The organism is Psychrobacter sp. JB385, from assembly GCF_900163785.1.
Classification (GTDB): domain Bacteria; phylum Pseudomonadota; class Gammaproteobacteria; order Pseudomonadales; family Moraxellaceae; genus Psychrobacter.
On the sequence record NZ_FUKN01000014.1, the window covers coordinates 583,728 to 603,167 of the forward strand.

General features: G+C 42.2%; 15 protein-coding genes, 1 tRNA gene and 1 other RNA gene. 16 read left to right on the plus strand and 1 reads right to left on the minus strand.

From position 1 onward, the window contains the following. Positions 1-84 precede the first annotated feature (84 nt). From rnpB to pdxJ, 15 genes are all read left to right on the plus strand, one after another. An RNA gene (gene rnpB / locus CZ794_RS13590) (RNase P RNA component class A) lies at positions 85-450 on the plus strand. 121 nt (positions 451-571) lie between these two features. Next, a tRNA-Met gene (locus CZ794_RS13595) sits at positions 572-648 on the plus strand. Positions 649-866: 218 nt separating this feature from the next. Next, complete coding sequence (locus CZ794_RS13600; RefSeq protein WP_087042104.1) at positions 867-1,679, plus strand: ABC transporter permease; 813 nt, start codon at positions 867-869, stop codon at positions 1,677-1,679. A 35-nt stretch (positions 1,680-1,714) separates the two neighbouring features. Next, positions 1,715-2,386, plus strand: a complete 672-nt coding sequence (locus tag CZ794_RS13605) for an ABC transporter ATP-binding protein (RefSeq protein ID WP_087042105.1) — start codon at positions 1,715-1,717, stop codon at positions 2,384-2,386. Between the two features lie 67 nt (positions 2,387-2,453). After that, a complete protein-coding gene (locus tag CZ794_RS13610; protein WP_256958994.1) occupies positions 2,454-3,470 on the plus strand; it encodes a capsule biosynthesis protein in 1,017 nt (338 codons plus the stop codon). Positions 3,471-3,525: 55 nt separating this feature from the next. Beyond that, positions 3,526-5,298, plus strand: coding sequence for a polysaccharide biosynthesis/export family protein (locus tag CZ794_RS13615; RefSeq protein WP_087042107.1), 1,773 nt, complete (start codon positions 3,526-3,528; stop codon positions 5,296-5,298). A gap of 55 nt (positions 5,299-5,353) precedes the next feature. After that, positions 5,354-7,813 (plus strand): capsular polysaccharide biosynthesis protein, encoded by a 2,460-nt coding sequence (locus tag CZ794_RS13620; RefSeq protein ID WP_087042108.1) that lies wholly within the window; start codon positions 5,354-5,356, stop codon positions 7,811-7,813. 140 nt (positions 7,814-7,953) lie between these two features. Beyond that, positions 7,954-9,192: a capsule biosynthesis protein gene (locus CZ794_RS13625; RefSeq protein WP_179207319.1), complete on the plus strand. Its 1,239-nt coding sequence runs from the start codon at positions 7,954-7,956 to the stop codon at positions 9,190-9,192. A gap of 212 nt (positions 9,193-9,404) precedes the next feature. After that, positions 9,405-11,204, plus strand: a complete 1,800-nt coding sequence (gene lepA, locus CZ794_RS13630) for a translation elongation factor 4 (RefSeq protein WP_062843811.1) — start codon at positions 9,405-9,407, stop codon at positions 11,202-11,204. A gap of 123 nt (positions 11,205-11,327) precedes the next feature. Further along, positions 11,328-12,230 (plus strand): signal peptidase I, encoded by a 903-nt coding sequence (lepB, locus tag CZ794_RS13635; RefSeq protein WP_087042110.1) that lies wholly within the window; start codon positions 11,328-11,330, stop codon positions 12,228-12,230. A gap of 146 nt (positions 12,231-12,376) precedes the next feature. Further along, entirely contained in the window at positions 12,377-12,769 is a 393-nt protein-coding gene (locus tag CZ794_RS13640) for a DUF4845 domain-containing protein (protein ID WP_087042111.1), read from the plus strand. A gap of 113 nt (positions 12,770-12,882) precedes the next feature. Beyond that, positions 12,883-13,680: a ribonuclease III gene (rnc, locus tag CZ794_RS13645; RefSeq protein WP_087042112.1), complete on the plus strand. Its 798-nt coding sequence runs from the start codon at positions 12,883-12,885 to the stop codon at positions 13,678-13,680. A gap of 333 nt (positions 13,681-14,013) precedes the next feature. Next, positions 14,014-14,979 carry a GTPase Era gene (gene era / locus CZ794_RS13650; protein WP_373407941.1) on the plus strand — a complete coding sequence of 322 codons (966 nt, stop codon included), beginning with the start codon at positions 14,014-14,016 and terminating at the stop codon, positions 14,977-14,979. A 70-nt stretch (positions 14,980-15,049) separates the two neighbouring features. After that, the gene (locus tag CZ794_RS13655; RefSeq protein ID WP_087042113.1) at positions 15,050-15,820 is read left to right on the plus strand and encodes a DNA repair protein RecO; all 771 of its coding nucleotides are present in this window, start codon (positions 15,050-15,052) and stop codon (positions 15,818-15,820) included. 153 nt (positions 15,821-15,973) lie between these two features. After that, entirely contained in the window at positions 15,974-16,753 is a 780-nt protein-coding gene (pdxJ, locus tag CZ794_RS13660; RefSeq protein ID WP_087042114.1) for a pyridoxine 5'-phosphate synthase, read from the plus strand. Positions 16,754-16,771: 18 nt separating this feature from the next. On the opposite strand, the gene CZ794_RS13665 is transcribed toward pdxJ, so the two are convergent. Continuing rightward, positions 16,772-17,491, minus strand: a complete 720-nt coding sequence (locus CZ794_RS13665) for a Tfp pilus assembly protein FimT/FimU (RefSeq protein ID WP_256958995.1) — start codon at positions 17,489-17,491, stop codon at positions 16,772-16,774. Positions 17,492-17,987: 496 nt separating this feature from the next. On the opposite strand from CZ794_RS13665, the gene CZ794_RS13670 reads away from it, so the two are divergent. Beyond that, positions 17,988-19,292, plus strand: a complete 1,305-nt coding sequence (locus CZ794_RS13670) for an OmpA family protein (protein WP_087042115.1) — start codon at positions 17,988-17,990, stop codon at positions 19,290-19,292. The last annotated feature ends 148 nt before the right edge of the window (positions 19,293-19,440 follow it).

The window sequence follows — 19,440 nt, forward strand, 5'->3', positions numbered from 1 at the left end:
TATTCTTGATGCACTGATTGTCATAGCGAAAATAAGCCGAAAAGACATTCCCATACAGGCGTTAGTTTTGCTATACTAGCGCGCTTGGTAGACTAGGCGATCGCCGCTGCACACTGGCAACAGACGAGCAGGGGAGGAAAGTCCGGGCTACATAGGGCAGCGTGCCAGCTAACGGCTGGGCAGGGTAACTTGACGACCAGTGCAGCAGAGAGTAGACCGCCTTTGGTATCCTAGATATCATCGGTAAGGGTGAAAGGGTGCGGTAAGAGCGCACCGCGTGGATGGCAACATCTCACGGCATGGTAAACTCCACGCGTAGCAAGACCAAATAGGCATCGGCATGGCGCGGCCCGCGTTCGATGCGGGTAGGTTGCTTGAGCGTATTAGCGATGATACGCCTAGAGGAATGATCGTCCACGACAGAACCCGGCTTATCGGTTTACCAAACTTTTTTTATCGTTTGTCGTAGTAATATTTGCAATTAATTTGAATTACATTCATTTTTTTGCAAAAAATGCCCATTAGGGGTTGACGTCAGTCAGCAGCTTGGGCATAATGTGCAGCCTAAAACGGCGATGTAGCTCAGCTGGTTAGAGCGCATGACTCATAATCGTGAGGTCAAGAGTTCAAGTCTCTTCATCGCCACCATATATAGCAGTATCAAAAAAGCCAATCTCTCTGGGATTGGCTTTTTTTTGTATCAAATAAACGAGGAGAATACGCGTAGGCTCAGTAAAATAGAATCGATTTCCCTACTGCTTTCTTGCTAAATCATAGGTTTATCTGTTTAGAAACAGATTAATTGTTGTAACTTATGTCCCGCTTACTTATCATAGGGACTGTTTTCGGTAAAGTCCTGTAACGTCATGTCTGTACAACTACCCCCATATCGTCCTATCAAGCATCGCAGTGGCCTTAAAGTCATGGGTGCAGCATTTCACGCTCTGCTCATGCGTGAGTTACAAACGCGCTTTGGTGGTTATCGACTGGGTTATTTGTGGGCGCCGCTAGAAGTTCTATTTCAAGTACTTATTTTCTTAATCATATTTGGTGCCATTCGTGAGCGTTTGGTACCAGGGATGGACTTCTCTTTGTTTTTAGTTGTTGGAATGGTGCCATTTCGCATGTTCCAGAGAATAGCGGTAAGAGCATTAGGGGCAGCCGATGCAAACAAGGGCTTACTAATGTATCGCTCAATCAAGCATATCGATGTCATTATTGCGCGCTCATTTTTAGAGCTGGTTATTTACTTTTTCACCTCTATATTATTACTGGTTGGATTGGCATTTTTTGATATTTATGCAAACCTAGAGAATTTACATATTGTTCTGTTTTGCTGGTTCACGTTATTCATATTCAGCTTCGGTGTTGCATTGATTATGATGGTGATTGGGCATTATGGTGGCGAGATCAGTAAAGTTATCACGATATTCTTTACTATATTATACTTCCTATCAGGTATTGTTTACCCCATCCATATCATTCCTGAACCTTATTTTAGCTACCTGCTCTATAACCCTTTTATCCATAATATTGAATTGATGCGCCATGCCTTTGCTCCTAATTACCCTGCTTATCATATTGATATGGGCTATTTTTTAAAATGGATGTTTGCAGTCAATTTTTTAGGGTTATTGCTTTATAAGTATGCAGAACGTGATATGTTGCGTTCTCGCTAGATGTGATTATATAAAATAAACGGAAAGGTAAATAAATGATTGAAATTAAAAATGTTTCTAAGTCATTTATGACCAAGAAAGGTCGGCACTATCTCTTTAAAGATTTGAATCTGACCATTGGGGATAGACAAAGTGTGGGCTTATTAGGTCGTAATGGGGCGGGTAAATCCACGTTATTACGTATCATATGCGGCCTTGATCAACCAGATCATGGTGAGATCATTACTGATTCAACGATTTCGTGGCCAGTAGGAGTAGCTGGCGGTTTCCAAGGTAGTTTAACAGGTCGCCAAAACGTACGGTTTGTTTGCCGTTTATATTCAAGCGGCCCCTATATTGATGAAAAGATCCGTTTCGTTGAGGAGTTTGCCGATATTGGCAGTTACTTTGATATGCCCGTCAAAAGTTACTCATCTGGTATGAAAGCGCGTCTCACCTTTGGGTTAAGTTTGGCCTTTGATTTTGATTATTATATGCTTGATGAAGCAGGCGCCGTTGGTGACGCTGCTTTTCGTAAGCGTAGTGAAGAGATTTTGGCCGCCCGCCGTGCGCAAGCAGGATTTTTAATCGTGTCACACAATATCGGTGATATTAGGCGCAACTGCGATATTGGTATTGTACTAATGGATCAAACAGCACATGTCTTTGACGATACAACAGAAGCGATTGAGGTTTATGAAAAGCATATCCACAAAGCAAAAAAGTAAGATAATCAACTTCTCGTTGTTTATCGGCTTGGTGATCCTCCCTTGGGTACTTGTGATATTTTATGTCATGACAATTGCGCACCCACGTTTTATCTCGACTGCGGATGTGGTGGTAAAGCAGGTGAGTGATACTAGTGTGCCGTCCGGCGGTGGTTTATCAGCTTTGCTTGGTGTGAATAGTACCAGCAAAGAAGATGCGACCTATCTGACTGAATACATCTTATCCAATGATATGGTGAAGCGACTTGATAATAAATTTAAGTTCCGCGAGGCGTATTATGTAGACGGTTCGGATCCGATCAATGAAATTGATCCTGATGCCACGCAAGAAGAGTTACTGGAGTACTTTAAAAAGCGCGTTCATATTAACTTAGATGAACAAAGTTATGTGCTTTCAGTGTCAACAGAAGCCTTTGATTCAAGATATGCGTTTGAGCTGAATAAAACGATTTTGAGTGAGTCTGAGCAGTTTGTAAACCGCATCTCTCAAGAAGTTGCACGCGATCAGCTGGTGTTTGCTGAAACACAATTAGACGAATCACAAGAACGACTTAATGATGCCAAAGAACAATTATTAAAGTATCAGAATGAAAATGAGATTTATGATCCAGAATCGAATGCTCAAGTGGTTAATCAACTGATAGGCAGTTTGCAAGCGCAGCTTAGCTCGTTACGTACAGAAGAGCGACAACTATTGAGCTATCTGAATCCAGATGCACCGCAGGTGGTGTCATTGAGAAGTCAAATTAAAGCAGTTGAAGAACAAATTGCTCAAGAACAAACCAAATTGACTTCACCAAACACGACTAAATTGAACCGTCAAGCCGTACAGTTTGAGACCATCAAAGCTGATGTTGATTTCGCGACTGAGCTGTATAAGTTATCGTTGTCATCACTTGAAAAAGCGCGCTTAGAAGCATTCAAGAAAATGAAAAATTTGATTGTTATCTCAACGCCTTATGAAGCTGAAGAAGCAACCTATCCACGTCGTGCATATATAATTTGGACATCGCTCGCTTTACTCTTGATGCTTTATGGATTTGTGCGTTTAGTGATGGCAGTTGTCCGTGATCATCGTAGCTAGTTTGGATAAAACAGATATCAGTAATGATCGAGAGATCAGCAAAGGAATATGACGCATGAATATGAAACCACGTGCTATCGTGACAATGATAAGTTTGACAATGGCAGCGATGAGTATGCCGGTCATGGCAGCCACCAGTTATGCTGATCAGATATCAGGCTCTGGCTTCGGTACTAGCAACAATAATATGAGTCAGGACCAAAATCGCAACAATATTAATGTGTCAACACAAGCATTTGCAGGCGGTGTACCAGGACAAGCCACCACACAAGAAGCGGTGAATGCAGCAAGCTTACCAAGTCAGTCAGTCATCAATACCACACGCCCTTATCAGGATATTAATACGCAAGACATGATGTTTGGTGAGCAGCTGTTTCGCGGTGCGTTTTCGACCACATCAGGCTCGACATTTAATGACAGCTATGTGATTAACCCAGGGGATAACGTACAAGTGCGCATGTGGGGCGCTTATCAATATGCAGCGACCATGACCGTTGATCCACAGGGTAATATTTTCTTACCAAACGTCGGGCCCGTGCGTATCTCTGGTGTACAAAATGGTAGCTTGCAAAATGTGGTCAAAAACGCTGTTAGCCGTGTCTATCGTTCAAACGTAGGCGTTTATGCCTCCCTAGAACAAGCACAACCTGTAAAAGTGTTTGTCACAGGATTTGTCAAACAGCCAGGCTATTATGGCGGACTTGCAGCAGATTCAGTCTTGTCATATTTGGATAGAGCTGGCGGTGTTGATCCAACGCGCGGTAGTTATATTGATATTCAAATCAAACGCAATGGTCAGATGCTACAACAAGTCAACCTATATGATTTCCTACTTGCAGGTAAATTGCAGGCATTTTCATTCCGTGATGGTGATGTGATTACAGTAGCGCCGCAGAAGAAGACGTTTGCAGTAAGCGGACAAGTTCAAAACGAATATACGTTTGAATTTGACGTGAACGATTTGACCATCGGTGATGTGCTACAAGTTGCTAACCCAGCAGCCAATGCAACCAATGTCAGTATTACTCGTAGTGCAGGACGGGCGCAAACCGCAGAATATTACTCTCTTGCCGATGCGCAAAACGTGCCTGTTTATAATGGCGATCAAATGGTTGTGACCTCAGATCGCTACGCTGGCACAATCGCTGTACAAGTGCAGGGTGCTCATACAGGCAATGGCGCAATGGTGGTACCATATGGTGCTCGTCTGAAAGACATCATTCCGCAATTACAGCCGAGTCCGCTCGCCAAGCTGACACAATTGACCATTTATCGTCAATCTGTTGCTGAGCAACAAAAACGCATGATTAATGAGTCGCTTGATCGTTTAGAAGAGCTAACGCTTGCTACTCAGTCTACAACTCGTGAAGAAGCAGCGCTTCGTCAAGATGATGCCAACTTGGTCAAGCAGTTTGTGGCCAAAGCTCGTAATGTAGAAACTGATGGTCGCATTGTTGTCGTGCCAAATTCATGGCAGGACATCATTCTACAACAAGGCGATATCATTGAGATACCAGCGCAGACCTCAATCATTACGGTAAATGGTCAAGTGCGAGCACAGGGCGCGCTTACCTTTAACCCAGATTATACAGTTGGGGACTACGTTGCCAATTCTGGTGGGTTCTCCGATAATGCTGATACCAAAGAGATCTTAATTATTCATCAAAATGGTGCTAGTCAAGTGGTCAATACAGCTTACCGTATCCAGCAGGGTGATGAGATTATGGTACTGCCAAAGGTCAAAACCAAGCGCGTAGAAATCACCCGTGGTTTATCGCAAATTGTTTATCAATTGGCAATTGCTGCCAAGGTTGTTTTGGATTTATAACACTTAATAGCAGTGTTGTTGGTTGATGTAAATATAATGAGCAAGGATAGTAACGATGGCAAAAAGCGACGCAGATGAGATAAAGGTCACAGCGATATCTACTTCTGATAATGCAACGCTTTTGTCATCACCTAAGCATTCGGTACCCAAACGCCTAGCAGTCATTGGTAAAGGCATGAGTCGTAACAATCAATTGCTATCTCAGGTACTGCAAGCGGATATCCAGCGATGGTATCCGTGGTCAAGTTTACAGCAAAAAATATCGCATGCTCCAACGAAAAACCCCAATGCTTTTATTGGTTGGGGCCATAAAAAAAGCTATCAGCGAGCCAATAAGACTGCTGTTAAGCACAATTTGGCTACTTTGAGTATTGAAGATGGTTTTTTGCGCTCGTTAGATTCAGGGATTGGCAGCCGTCATGGATTGAGTGTGGTTGTCGATGATGTGGGGATTTATTTTGATTTGACAAAAACCTCACACCTAGAGCGACTTATCATTAGCCGTACTACAAGCGATGCCAACTCTGAGCAACGTGCACAAGATGCTCAGCAGTTGATGTCTCGTATATGTAACGAGAGATTGAGTAAATACAATGCAGTCATGGATTGTCCATCATTAAATGAATGGGTCGATGAACAACATCCCAGTACGCTAAAAAACACTTCCAAATCCCATGTCTTACTCATTGATCAAGTGGCAGGTGATGCTTCTGTTCAAGGAGCTGGTGCAAATAAAGGCCAGTTTAGACGCATGTTAAAAGCCGCTTGTCGCAATCATCCGAATGCGCATATTTGGATAAAAGCCCATCCTGCCGCAAAAACTGGCTATCTGACCAACTTAAAACTGCCCAAAAACGTTCGAATTTTAAGCCAAGCGCTCAATCCAATAGCATTATTAGCCCAGGTAGATCATGTCTATACGGTCAGCTCGCATATGGGCTTTGAAGCATTGATGCTTGGTAAAACCGTACATTGCTTTGGTGTCAATTGGTACAGCGGTTGGGGGCTAACCGATGATAAGGGCGCACCAAAACGTTTGCTAAAAACCGTACAGCAGCGCCGTCAAAATATTGCAAAAACATTGTTAGATAAGAAAACATTATCAAACTCAGCAGTATTCTCCTTATTACCGACCAATAAGGTTCATACAACATTAGAAACCTTATTTTATAGCGTTTATATCGACTATAGCCGATACGTTGATCCAGCCACGAGGCAGGCCTGTGACATTGAAACTGCGATTGAGTGGCTGGTCACCAATCGTCATTGGCAGTCTTGCCTTGACAGTCATTTGACCATATTTGAGTTCAGTCGTTGGAAGATTCCGTTTGTCAAAGCTTTTGTTGATCTACCGCGCACAACCTTATTTATTAAACCCAAACCCCGTCTAAAAAACCTATTGCATCCAGATCATCTCCGAGTCAATTATGAACAGCCGCTGTTAGTCTGGGGCTTAGCCAAACGTCAGAAATTACAAGAAAAGCTACAAAGTAAGGGTATCAGTCCGCCTACTATTTACTGCATGGAAGATGGATTTATCCGCTCAAATGGCTTAGGTGCGACGTTATTGGCGCCCTTGTCAGTTGTGATTGATAAACAAGGCATCTACTATGATGCGACCCAACCATCAGATTTAGAAAGCTTACTGCGTCAATGTAAGCCATTAACCTCGAAACAAAAAACACGTGTCCAAGCACTACAAAGCAAACTATTAACTCAGCGAGTGAGTAAATACAATGTTGGTGCTAGTACCAATAATTTGCCCAATTCTTGGATGCAAGAAGCCAAACTATCTGGAAAACGTCGTATTTTGATCATCGGTCAAGTAGAAGATGATTTGTCAGTACAGTATTGCGGGTCTGCTATAAAGACCAATAGTGGCTTGATTGAGCGGATTTGTAAGGACAATCCTGATGCCTATCTAATCTATAAACCGCATCCCGATGTCGAAGCAGGGCTGCGCGCAGGTCAGGTCACAGACGCTTGTTTGCGTCAGGTACAAGCAGTTGCGTATGATACGGCCATGCCTGACTGTTTGGAGTGCGTCGATGAGATTCATACCATCAGCTCATTGACAGGTTTTGAGGCATTACTTCGAGGATTGGATGTGGTCTGTCATGGCTTACCTTTTTATGCAGGGTGGGGATTAACAACAGATGTTGATGCGCATCTAACGCCAAAAGATAAGTATCTAAAAAGACGTACACGAGACACGGTGTTAACGCTTGAGCAGTTGCTGCATTGTGCCTTGATTTGCTACCCCTTGTACCGTCTGCCCAGTGGCTATGGTCTTTCACAAGTAGAACAAGTGATTGATTATTTATACCCGCTTGTAGATACGTCCAATGAATCCTTGCAATCGGAAAAAACCCATAACAAAATACGTTCAGCCTCTTCACCCATATCGACTTTATCTGCTTCTATTCATCCTACGCAGATCAAACGTCTCGCGGCCACACGTTTTATGCAGCACCGCCATCGCTGGCAGCAGCGCCTACGCAAAATATCTCGTTAGTTCGCTCTACCTAAGTGCTAGAAATCCATTGCGACAAGCAGGGGTTTTTTCGGTATAATCAACCACTTGGCATTTTTGTGCGTGCTCACAATTCAGAGCCACACTCTTTTTTATTCTTCAGTTAATGGTAATTGATTCCTATGGCAGCTTCGATGTCTCACTTGCTCACTCATCGACATGTTTTGCTGTTACAAGGAAAGATGGGCGGGTTTTTCAACCGTTTTTCAACGTTTTTACAAACCCAAGATATTAAAGTTAGCAAAATTAACTTTAATGCTGGTGATGCGTTCTTTTATCATCATCCCAATACGTATGAATATACAGACACGTTGGCGCAATTTTCTGCTTGGTTACAAGCTTTTATTGAAAAGCATGACATTGATGCCGTGGTGTGTTTTGGGGATTGTCGTCCGCACCATACACAAGCAGGCTGTGTGAGTGAGCAGTTAGGTATCTCGTTTTTTGTATTTGAAGAGGGGTATTTGCGTCCTGATTACATTACCTTGCAAGAATATGGGATTAATGGTTACTCGCGTTTGAATACTGCTGACATCAAGGCGCTCAAAAAAGCCAATGACCATCCTCTTTATACTCACAATCGTTTTTATCGTTTGAGCATTGCTGCAATTGTTTACTACATCGTTGCTTGGATATACAAAAGCCGTTATCCGCATTATTCGCATTATCGTGGTATGACCGCATGGCAAGAAGCCATCGCTTGGCTCAAAGCCCCTTGGCGTAAATTGCGAGGGTATTTCCCAGATAAAAAATTGCAAAACATGCTCACGACCCAAGAAGATGAAAATTATTTTCTCATCAGTTTACAAGTGCATAATGACTCTCAGATTACTCACCACAGTGATTATCGTGATGTGGTGCAGTTTATCGACGAGTCTATTGCCAGTTTTGCCAAGCATGCTGATCAAAAACAGCTGCTTGTCTTCAAGCATCATCCATTAGATCGTGGACATCGGGACTATCGTGAGTTGGTGTCTAGCTTGTCAGAGCGCTACCAAGTAGGCAATCGCGTTTTTTATGGCTGTGATATGCATCTACCAACGCTCATGAAGCATAGTATTGGCATGGTGACTATCAATAGTACGACAGGTCTACAATCGGTCTATCATAAAAAACCGACTAAGGTGATGGGGCGCGCCATTTATGATACGCCCAAACTCATAGATCAAAAGGCGCTCAAGGATTTTTGGCAACGACCTGAGAGCCCAGACAATGAGTTTTATCTGCGATTCCGTGAGTATTTGATCGAGCAAACCCAGCTTAACGGCGCCTTTTATGGTCGATCGCCATGGATGTATAAATACTTACAGCAAGCTGAAAATGACGCTATAGAGCTCTCTGAAACGAAGACACCCCATTAGTTGATTGATCATCAATTGTGGCTAGCAGCCATCGCATGATAAATGAATCAGGCTTTGATAAAGGTCAGACTTTCTATCTTTACTGTTTCTCGCTTGTCACTTCATCTGTTAATCACATCTCTCATAATAAAATCGCCTTACTTTGCAGTGGAAAACTGCTAGAATACCCGTTGGTTTTATTTTTCTATCACCCTTAATTTAGTAGGCGCTTTGTGACTGCATTAGCCAATATTCGTAACTTTTCAATCATTGCCCACATTGATCATGGTAAGTCGACGCTTGCCGATCGTTTTATTCAAATGTGCGGTGCCTTGCAAGATCGCGAGATGCAGGCGCAGGTGCTCGACTCCATGGATATTGAGCGTGAGCGCGGTATCACGATCAAAGCGCAGTCGGTAACGCTATTTTATGATCACCCAAATGGTGAGCGTTATCAGCTCAACTTCATTGATACGCCAGGACACGTCGATTTTTCTTATGAAGTATCACGCTCACTAGCGGCTTGCGAAGGTGCCTTGCTGGTGGTTGATGCAGCACAAGGGGTGGAAGCGCAGTCGGTTGCCAACTGCTATACAGCAGTTGATCAGGGCTTAGAAGTCATGGCAGTACTCAATAAAATTGATTTGCCGCAAGTTGAACCTGAGCGCGTCATTCAAGAAATTGAAGACATCATTGGGATTGATGCTGTAGACGCACCCCGAGTATCGGCCAAATCTGGTTTGGGCGTTGATAAACTCTTAGAAGCCTTGGTTGAGTTCATTCCAGCACCAACAGGTGACCGCGAAGCACCGCTGCAAGCGCTGATCATTGATTCTTGGTTTGACAGCTATTTGGGCGTGGTCTCTTTGGTACGTGTACGTCAAGGAACCGTCAGAAAAGGCGATAAAATTTATATCAAATCGACCAAAGAGGCGCATCCAGTCAGTTCTATCGGTGTCTTTACACCAAAACCTTTAGATACAGGGGTTTTAGAGGCGGGTGAAGTTGGTTTTATTATCGCGGGTATTAAAGACATTGCTGGGGCACCAGTTGGGGATACAATCACGCATTCTAAAACGCCTGATGTTGAGCGTATTCCGGGTTTTAAACAGATTACTCCGCAAGTATACGCTGGCATGTTCCCAGTCGATTCTAATGACTTTGAAAAGTTCCGTGAAGCGCTACAGAAACTACAGATCAACGATGCGTCACTATTTTTTGAACCAGATACGTCTGATGCATTGGGTTTTGGTTTCCGCTGCGGTTTCCTAGGTATGCTGCACATGGAGATTATCCAAGAGCGCCTAGAGCGCGAGTATGATTTGGATTTGATTACCACGGCACCGTCAGTTATCTATGAGATTGAAAAGAAAAACGGCGAGGTGATTCATATTGACAACCCGTCGAGATTGCCTGAGCCGAACAATATAGAAGAATTCCGTGAACCAATTGCGCGTTGTCAGATTTTAGTGCCACAAGATTACTTGGGCAATGTCATGACGTTATGTATTGAGCGCCGCGGTGTACAAGTAGATATGCGCTTTATGGGTAAGCAAGTTCAGCTAGTTTTTGATATTCCGATGGGTGAGGTGGTCATGGATTTCTTTGACCGTCTAAAATCTGTCTCTCGTGGTTTTGCCTCGTTGGATTATAACTTTGAGCGTTATCAAGTTGACAGATTGGTCAAAGTCGATGTACTCATCAATGGTGATAAGGTCGATGCATTGGCAATGATTGTTCATCAGGATCAAGCACGTTTTCGTGGCAACCAGTTAGTCATTAAAATGAAAGAGCTGATTCCACGTCAGATGTTTGATGTGGCGATTCAAGCCGCCATTGGTAGTCAGATTATTGGTCGCAGTACGGTAAAAGCCATGCGTAAAGACGTACTGGCCAAGTGTTATGGCGGTGATGTGTCACGTAAGAAAAAACTGCTGTCTAAACAAAAAGCAGGTAAGAAACGTATGAAGCAAGTGGGTAATGTAGAAATACCACAAGAGGCGTTCTTAGCCGTGCTAAAAGCAGACAGTTAGAGCGTAAAATCTGATAGCCAGTCGCAAAAATTTCTTTTATCTGATGTTTGCAGTTTGTGTCAAATATAGTGGGTCTTATCGTTAAAGCAGCAGAGCAAGCTGTTCATTAATAGGCAATTTGGTATGGATTTTGATTTTAATTTAATTTTAGTGCCGTTGACGATAGGCTTGGGTATTATTTGGCTATTGGATAAATTGGCGCTTAAGCAGCGTAAAACACGTGGACATGGCAAAGAAAGCTTATTGGTACGCTGGGCTTATGATTTCTTCCCTGTATTGGCAGTGGTATTGATAGTACGCTCGTTTTTGATCGAGCCTTTTAATATTCCCTCCTCCTCTATGGTGCCAACGTTGTATACGGGTGATTTTATTGCTGTCAATAAGTATGCCTACGGCGTGCGATTACCGCTAACTTATAATAAAGTGTTAGATACGGGTGAGCCTGAGCATGGGGACGTGGCGGTATTTCGTTATCCTGAAAATCCGAGTATTTATTATATCAAGCGCGTTATTGGTTTACCGGGTGATACCGTCAGCTACAACCAAGGCATTTTGTCAATTAATGATGTACCTGTTGAAACCAAGCCCGTAGATTTTGCGGCAAATGCTGAGTTGACGTCACAGTTGTATTTGCCAGGCCAAGAAGGTCCAGGCCAAGTGCTGACAGAAGAAAGTGCGGCTACCATGGGTCAACAAGAAGAAGGCGTGGCGCAGTATTTTCAAGAAACACAAGGTGAGAATACACATCTGGTACGTTATCTAAATGGTATGAATAGTGCTCAGTATGCGCCTTTTTTACAGCAACAGTCGCCAGAAGTGGTAAGCTCAGAGGGGACAGAGTGGCGCATCAAAGTGCCAGAAGGCCATTATTTTGTTATGGGTGACAACCGTGATCGCAGTGCAGATGGCAGGTTCTGGGGCTTTGTGCCTGACGAGAATTTGGCGGGTAAAGCCGTTTATATCTGGATGCATAAACCACCAGGGTTAAACTTACCAACCTTTGAACGCAATGGGTCGATCAATTAATGAGTGCAAGAGTCTCTATTGTTTGATTTACCAGTAATATTTTTATGCTAATATTATGACTATTTAATGAATAACTACTTTTAGTATTCAGATTTTTTAAACAAACGTTAGTATAAATGGTTATTGACCAGTAGAGGGCTAGGGTAATGCAACAGTTATCTGGATTGACGACGCAGCGCGGTGCAAGTGTGACAAGCATTGTTTTGACTATTATCCTTTTAGGCGTTGCGGTCAAACTGATGGTTGCGATCATACCCGCTCAAATTGGTGACTATCAATTAACAAAAACGTTAAGCACTCAGCTTAGAGAAGCAAATAATAACAACGAGACCACCAAGCAATTTATCGAGCGTGTGGATAAACAGCTGTCTATCAACGCTGACTATGACACCAAGGCTGAAGATGTTATTACCTTCACTGATAAAAAAGCAGGGCAATTGGCCATCCGTAAGCAATATGCTGTGACCAATAACTTTTTCGGTAATGTCGATATCCTCAATCGCTTCGAAGGCGATATTGATATGGCAACCACCAAATAGCTCAATCGTTTTTTAACTTTCTCAATAAGACTTAAATCTCCTTTATAGAATCAATCATTAGATAGTAGTATTTACTCAATCAGTAACACAGAAGGGATAACCATAAGCCACGCATGAAACCAACTTCGCAACATTCCCAAGCGGTTCCTATTCCCCAAAAAAATAGCACGTCTGTCGATACGCTTGTTGTTAGCTCAGAATTTATTCAACGGTTAGCGGTATTAACGCGTAAGTTGGGTTATGTCTTCAATGATTTGAGTCTTCCCAAACTTGCCTTAACGCATCGATCGTTTGATAGCAAAAAAAACTACGAGCGTTTAGAGTTTTTGGGCGATGCACTTTTAGGAATGATCGTAGGAGAAGCTTTATATCACCGTTATCCCGGTCAGAATGAAGGGCGCCTAACGCGTATGCGTGCGACTTTGGTACGCCAAGAGTCATTAGTAATTATTGCCCAAAATTTAGAGCTTTCTAATCATCTGATACTGGGTGTCGGAGAGCGTAAGGGTGGCGGTCGTAACCGTGCTTCTATACTCGCGGATGCAGTAGAGTCTTTGATTGGCGCTATCTATCTAGACAGTCAAGATATGGATATCACGCGTAATTGTGTGCTTTCTTGGTATGGCGATTTGATTGATAGTGTGAATGATCAAAAAGCGTTAAAAGATGCCAAGAGTCGTCTGCAAGAATGGCTACAGTCTAAGCAGTTTGATTTGCCAACTTATGAGCTAATGGAAACTCGAGGCAATGCGCCAAATCAAATCTTTGTTGTGCGTTGTCATGTGAATATTCACAATTGTGCTGATATTACAGAGTCTGGTGAAAGCCGCCGCATCGCTGAACAAAAAGCGGCAGAGCTTATGATCAATCAATTGCATAAATTACCAAACTCAGCCAAGAAGCGTTCGTAGTTTTTATGAGATTTACTATAACTCTAAAATGACGATACCTTTTTTAAAAATTATTTTAACAAGTATTTACTCCGCTTATATGAGAGGCTGCTTGTTCTAAAACCTTATCTATTTTCCAGCTGATACTGGTCTCACTTTTGAGCGCTGACCTAACCATATTGCTTTCGGCTGGTTATGAACCCTATAGGATTAACTATGCACAATCATACTGATTTGCCACCAAACAATGAAGATAGTGCCAACGATATGACTGAAGATACACATATGACGCCAAAGCAAGTAGACCAAGACAGTGCTGATACTATGAACGAAGATTTTGCGTCAGAGAATGACATGGCGATTGAAGAGTTCTTTGCGCCAAGCAGTCATACGCGTATTGCGGACAATTTTAAGGCTGGTTATGTCGCTATCGTTGGACGTCCAAACGTTGGCAAATCAACCTTGATGAATCATTTATTGGGCCAGAAACTGTCCATTACTTCACGTAAACCGCAAACCACCCGTCACCGCATTCATGGCATTTTATCCAATCATGAGATGCAGGCTGTGTTTGTTGATACACCAGGTATTCATCGCAATGAAGTGCGTGCTATCAATGAGCGTATGAATAAAGCGGCTGTATCTGCATTGGTAGACGTTGATTTGGTGCTGTTTGTGGTTGACTCGGATCAATGGCGCGACGATGATTTATTGACACTACAAAAGCTTGGCGATACAGACTTGACCGTGGTACTAGTGATTAATAAGTCAGATACGTTAAAAGACAAAGGCAGTGTGTTGCCACTTATCGAAACGTTCAATGACAGCTTTGACTTTGCCGACATCGTGCCAGTCTCAGCGCTAAAAAATCAAAACTTAGATCGCTTGCAAGAAGTGATTGCGTCTCATCTGCCAGTGGCTGACCCTATTTATGATACAGAGCAAATTACTGACCGCTCAGAACGGTTTCTAGCCAGTGAAATCATTCGCGAAAAGATCATGCGTAGTGCGGGTGATGAAGTGCCTTATGATTTAACCGTGCAGATTGATGCTTTTAAAGATGAACCCGCTCATGTCGATCCAAAGACTGGTCGCCCACGTAAAGCTTGTACTTTTATTGATGCTACTATCTATGTAGAACGTGGAGGTCAAAAAGCCATTATCATTGGTGATAAAGGTCAGCGTATCAAACAAGTTGGTATGGATGCTCGTAAAGACATGGAACAACTTTTTGATAAAAAAATCATGCTAACGCTTTGGGTAAAAGTGAAGCGTGGTTGGTCTGATGACGAGCGCGCGTTGACAAGTCTTGGCTATTGATAAAGCAGTCATAACAGCCTTGCGTCAGTCAATGCAAAACTCGCAAGGCTCAATGCTGAGGTAATCAGAAATGCGTAATGAAGCGTTAGTCGGCTATTTATTACATCAGCGCCCGTATCAAGAAAAGCGCGCCTTATATTATTTGTTTTCTCAGCAGTATGGCGTAATCCATGGAGTTGGGAAAAAAGGCGCGCCACTATTTATGCCTTTGCAGCTTTTTGCTACTGGCAAGCGTGATCTAAAAACATTCAGTCAAATCGGTATTGCATCGAATAGTCCTTCTCAAGTCAAAACAACGATAGAGGAAGAGGCTGTTATCAGCTCATTGCCCTACGAAAACATCACTGGTCAACATCAATATTCGGCATTGTATTTAAATGAAATACTATGGCGACTGTTGCCAACCGAAGACCCAATGCCAGTATTGTGGCAGCATTATCAAAACAGCTTACAGCAACTCAGACAGCCTCTGAGTGCTAATGAGCTGCGTTTGTGTCTGCGTCAGTTCGAACAGCACTTATTTAATGAATTGGGCTTTACCTTGGCGTTGACTCATGATAGCGTCCAAAACCCTATTGACGCCGACAGTTCTTATCGATTTTTGCCTGATGTGGGCTTAATGCCTGTTTTAACAAATGCGGCGCAATCTGAAAATTTAGAGAGTTCGACAAGCCAAAGCATTTTTGTAGGCAGGGATATCATAGCGATGGCGCAATTGGGCATTACTGAAACCACACTTAATCAATGGTCAAAACTACACCGTTATCTGATTGATCATTTGCTGGACTATCAGCCACTACAAAGCCGTTTGTTATGGCAACAGCAGCAGCGTTATCAGTAAGAATTTTATTATTGCCAACCTCGCATATACTTCAAAATAAAAACAGTGGTAGTAGAGCAGCTCTTAGCTTCTTCTAAATATAAAGCTTACTGAAAATTTTATACCAGTAAAAATTACTTATAAGCCAACTGGGCATCATCAAAAGGATTTCTTATGACCAATACATCATTAGAGTCATCAAGCAGCACACACAAAAAACCTTTGTTGGGCGTCAACATTGACCATGTCGCTACATTGCGCCAAGCGCGAGGTGTGAGTTACCCAAGTCCTTTGGATGCTGCTTTATTGTGTGAAAAAGCAGGAGCAGACGGCATCACCATACACTTACGTGAAGATCGCCGTCATATTCAAGATTCAGACGTTTACGAGATAGCAGAGCACTTAACGACCAGATTGAATTTAGAAATGGCAGCAACAACTGAAATGCTGGCAATTGCTTGTAAGGTCAAACCATATTGGGTTTGTTTGGTGCCAGAAAAGCGCGAAGAGTTAACAACAGAGGGCGGGCTTGATGTTGCAGGGCAGACTGCTGGATTAACAGAATACATTCGTACTTTACAGACCGTAGGCACGAAAGTTTCCTTGTTTATTGATCCAGATGAGACACAAATCTCTGCTGCTATCAGTTGCGGCGCAGACGCTATTGAATTACATACTGGCGCTTATGCTGAGGTATGTTTGACAGAGGATACAGACGCTCAGATTGCTGAATTAAAGCGAATTAAGCAAGCGGTTACCTTTGCTCAAAGTATGAGCCATGAGTTGTTGATTAATGCAGGTCATGGTCTGACACGTGATAATGTCAAAGCAATCGCGCAAATCGACGGTATTTATGAGCTGAACATTGGGCATGCGCTTATTGCGGATGCCATATTTGTAGGTATCGAACAAGCCGTTGTTTTGATGAAAAGCGCCATGCACGAAGACAACTAAAAGTAGGGTTCATCGATTTTAAGTATCATCGCAGTCAGTAGGATGGTTTTCATTATGTTTTTGTTTGACAATGCCTGATTGGTTAAATGATATAAGATACATGACTTTATTGTAAGCTACCGTTGGACAGTACTTGATATGACCAAAATGACCTCTAGGAGTGCCACTATCGCCCCAAAATTTGGTGTAGTGGCGCCTATTACCGACTCGTAAGCTTAGCGTACTATATTTAAGATTTAACGACTGCTGATTGATTAATACATCCACTTGAGCATCATAATTCTTACTATTACTTTTGTCTATAAATACCAAAAGCATCGTGCCACCATCTCTTTGGCAGTGTCCTTCCTTGGTAGATAGACATACAAGCACATCCTCTTTTCTGATATAACTCTCTGCTTTTGCTAAAGCAAGCGAGCGCTTTATCTGACTCTGAATACGCTTGGCTTCCATACTTGCTAGTTTTGTTTGTATAGCAGGTGCTGCGACAGTCACTAGAATGGCTAATATTGCCACGGTAATCATGAGCTCAACAAGGGTAAAACCTTGCTTGACCATATGGATCGCAATCTTCTTATTTTTGATTGCCGATTTTTTGTGTCTCTTTGTCTTAGTAAGAACCATATTTCTTTTAAACAGAGCAAAGTAAACCATAGAGTAAATCAGCTTATTAGAGAGAAGTGAGATAATGACAGACAGTTTTCTATAAGGTAAAAATCTCTGATACAGTAGTTTCACAAAATAGTGTCGTCTGTAATATATCAACCGATTTGATGGCTCAGTTTGACCTATTTAATGCGCTTTGCATTTTTATGAAATAATGTTTGGTCTTAATTATAAACAGAATATATGTCTAGTGTCAAAAAATGTTTCAATTAGTGAATGAAGGTTTTTAATAATAGAGAAAAATTATCAACTGTATTAAAATACGCTCAGACAATAGATGCTGTTACCTTTACAATCTATTGTGAACTGACATACAAAAGATAAAAAGCGTAAGGTGTGTTAGTTCTAGGTAACTTCAGCTGATTATTGTGTTTTAGTTACAACATTATCGTGTAATAATGTGTAGCTGGTTAACGAAAAAAGTTGTAAACTGAATTGATAATCGCTAAGCTACTCCTTAATTGGTTGTGCTTTGTAACTTTAAATGCGTGAAAGATGTCTACTTTAGAGCGTCTTGAAAATCGGTTTTGCTTAACGCATCACTAAAATTATCCTTTGGAGGAAGTCCATGAAATTGAATAAAATTGCCCTAGCTCTGGTTGCCGTAACAGCTGCACCTTTAGCAGCTAATGCTGGCGTAACGATTAGCCCATTGTTACTTGGTTATCACATGACTGAAGAGTTTGGTGATACGTCTGATAAGCAACGTGATATTCTTAAAACTGGTAAAGATCTTTACGTAAATGCTGACGGTCAATCAATCGACGGTCGTGCTGGTCAAGTACCGAACGGTGGCGTCGCTCAAGAAAGTGGTTTATATACTGGTGCTGCATTAGGTATCGAATTGACGCCTTCTACTCAGTTCCAAGTAGAATATGGTGTTACAAATACCAATGGTGAAGCATCAGAAAGATCTGCAGAGGCTGGTGTAAACCGCTTTGACGTAGAGCAAACCATGCTTTCTGGTAACTTCTTGATCGGTACTGAAGAATTCACTGGTTATACTGATAATGCTCTTAAGCCATATGTATTGATCGGTGCTGGTCAATCTAAAATTAAAGTAGAAAACCAAGAAGCTTACGGTCCTGATCAAGGTTCTTCTGTAGGTGATGTTCCAGCTGGTACTGAAGTATCAAGCTCTAAAGACACTATCGGTAACCTAGGTCTAGGTGCTATGTATCGCATCAACGATGCACTAAGCCTACGTGGTGAAGCTCGTGCGATTCACAACTTTGATAACAACTGGTGGGAAGGCATGGCTTTGGCCGGCTTAGAAGTAGTACTTGGCGGTCACTTAGCGCCTACAGTAGCTGTACCACCGATGCAAGAGCCAGTAGTTGACAATACTCCAGTAGTAGTTGTTGAATCTGATCTTGATTCTGATGGCGATGGCGTAGCTGATAGTATCGATCAGTGCCCAGGTACTCCAATGAACGTAGTGGTTGATGAAGTTGGTTGCCCAGTACCAGTAGATATTACTGATGAACTGAAAATGGAACTACGTGTATTCTTTGATAACGACAAATCAGCTATCAAAAACCAGTACAAACCAGAAATCGCTAAAGTAGCAGAGAAGATGCGCGAGTATCCTAACTCTACAGCACGTATCGAAGGTCATGCTTCTAAAACAGGTCCTTCAGCACGTTATAACCAACGTCTATCTGAAGCTCGTGCCGTTGCTGTTAAATCTATGCTAACTAACGAATTCGGTGTTGCTCCAAACCGTCTATCAACTGTTGGTTATGGTTATGACAACCCAATCGCACCAAACGATACTGAAGAAGGTCGTGCTATGAACCGTCGTGTTTATGCCATCATCACTGGTGACAAAACAATGACTGTTGAGCAAACTAAAGATATGGTTGTTCAGTAAGTAATCATCGATTGATTATATTGTTAAATATATAGTTACAAAAAAAGCTACCTAATGGGTAGCTTTTTTTATTTATACATTCAGAAAAGTAAGTTATTACATAAATTTATGAAGCAATAATGTTATACTACCCCCCGAAACATTCTGT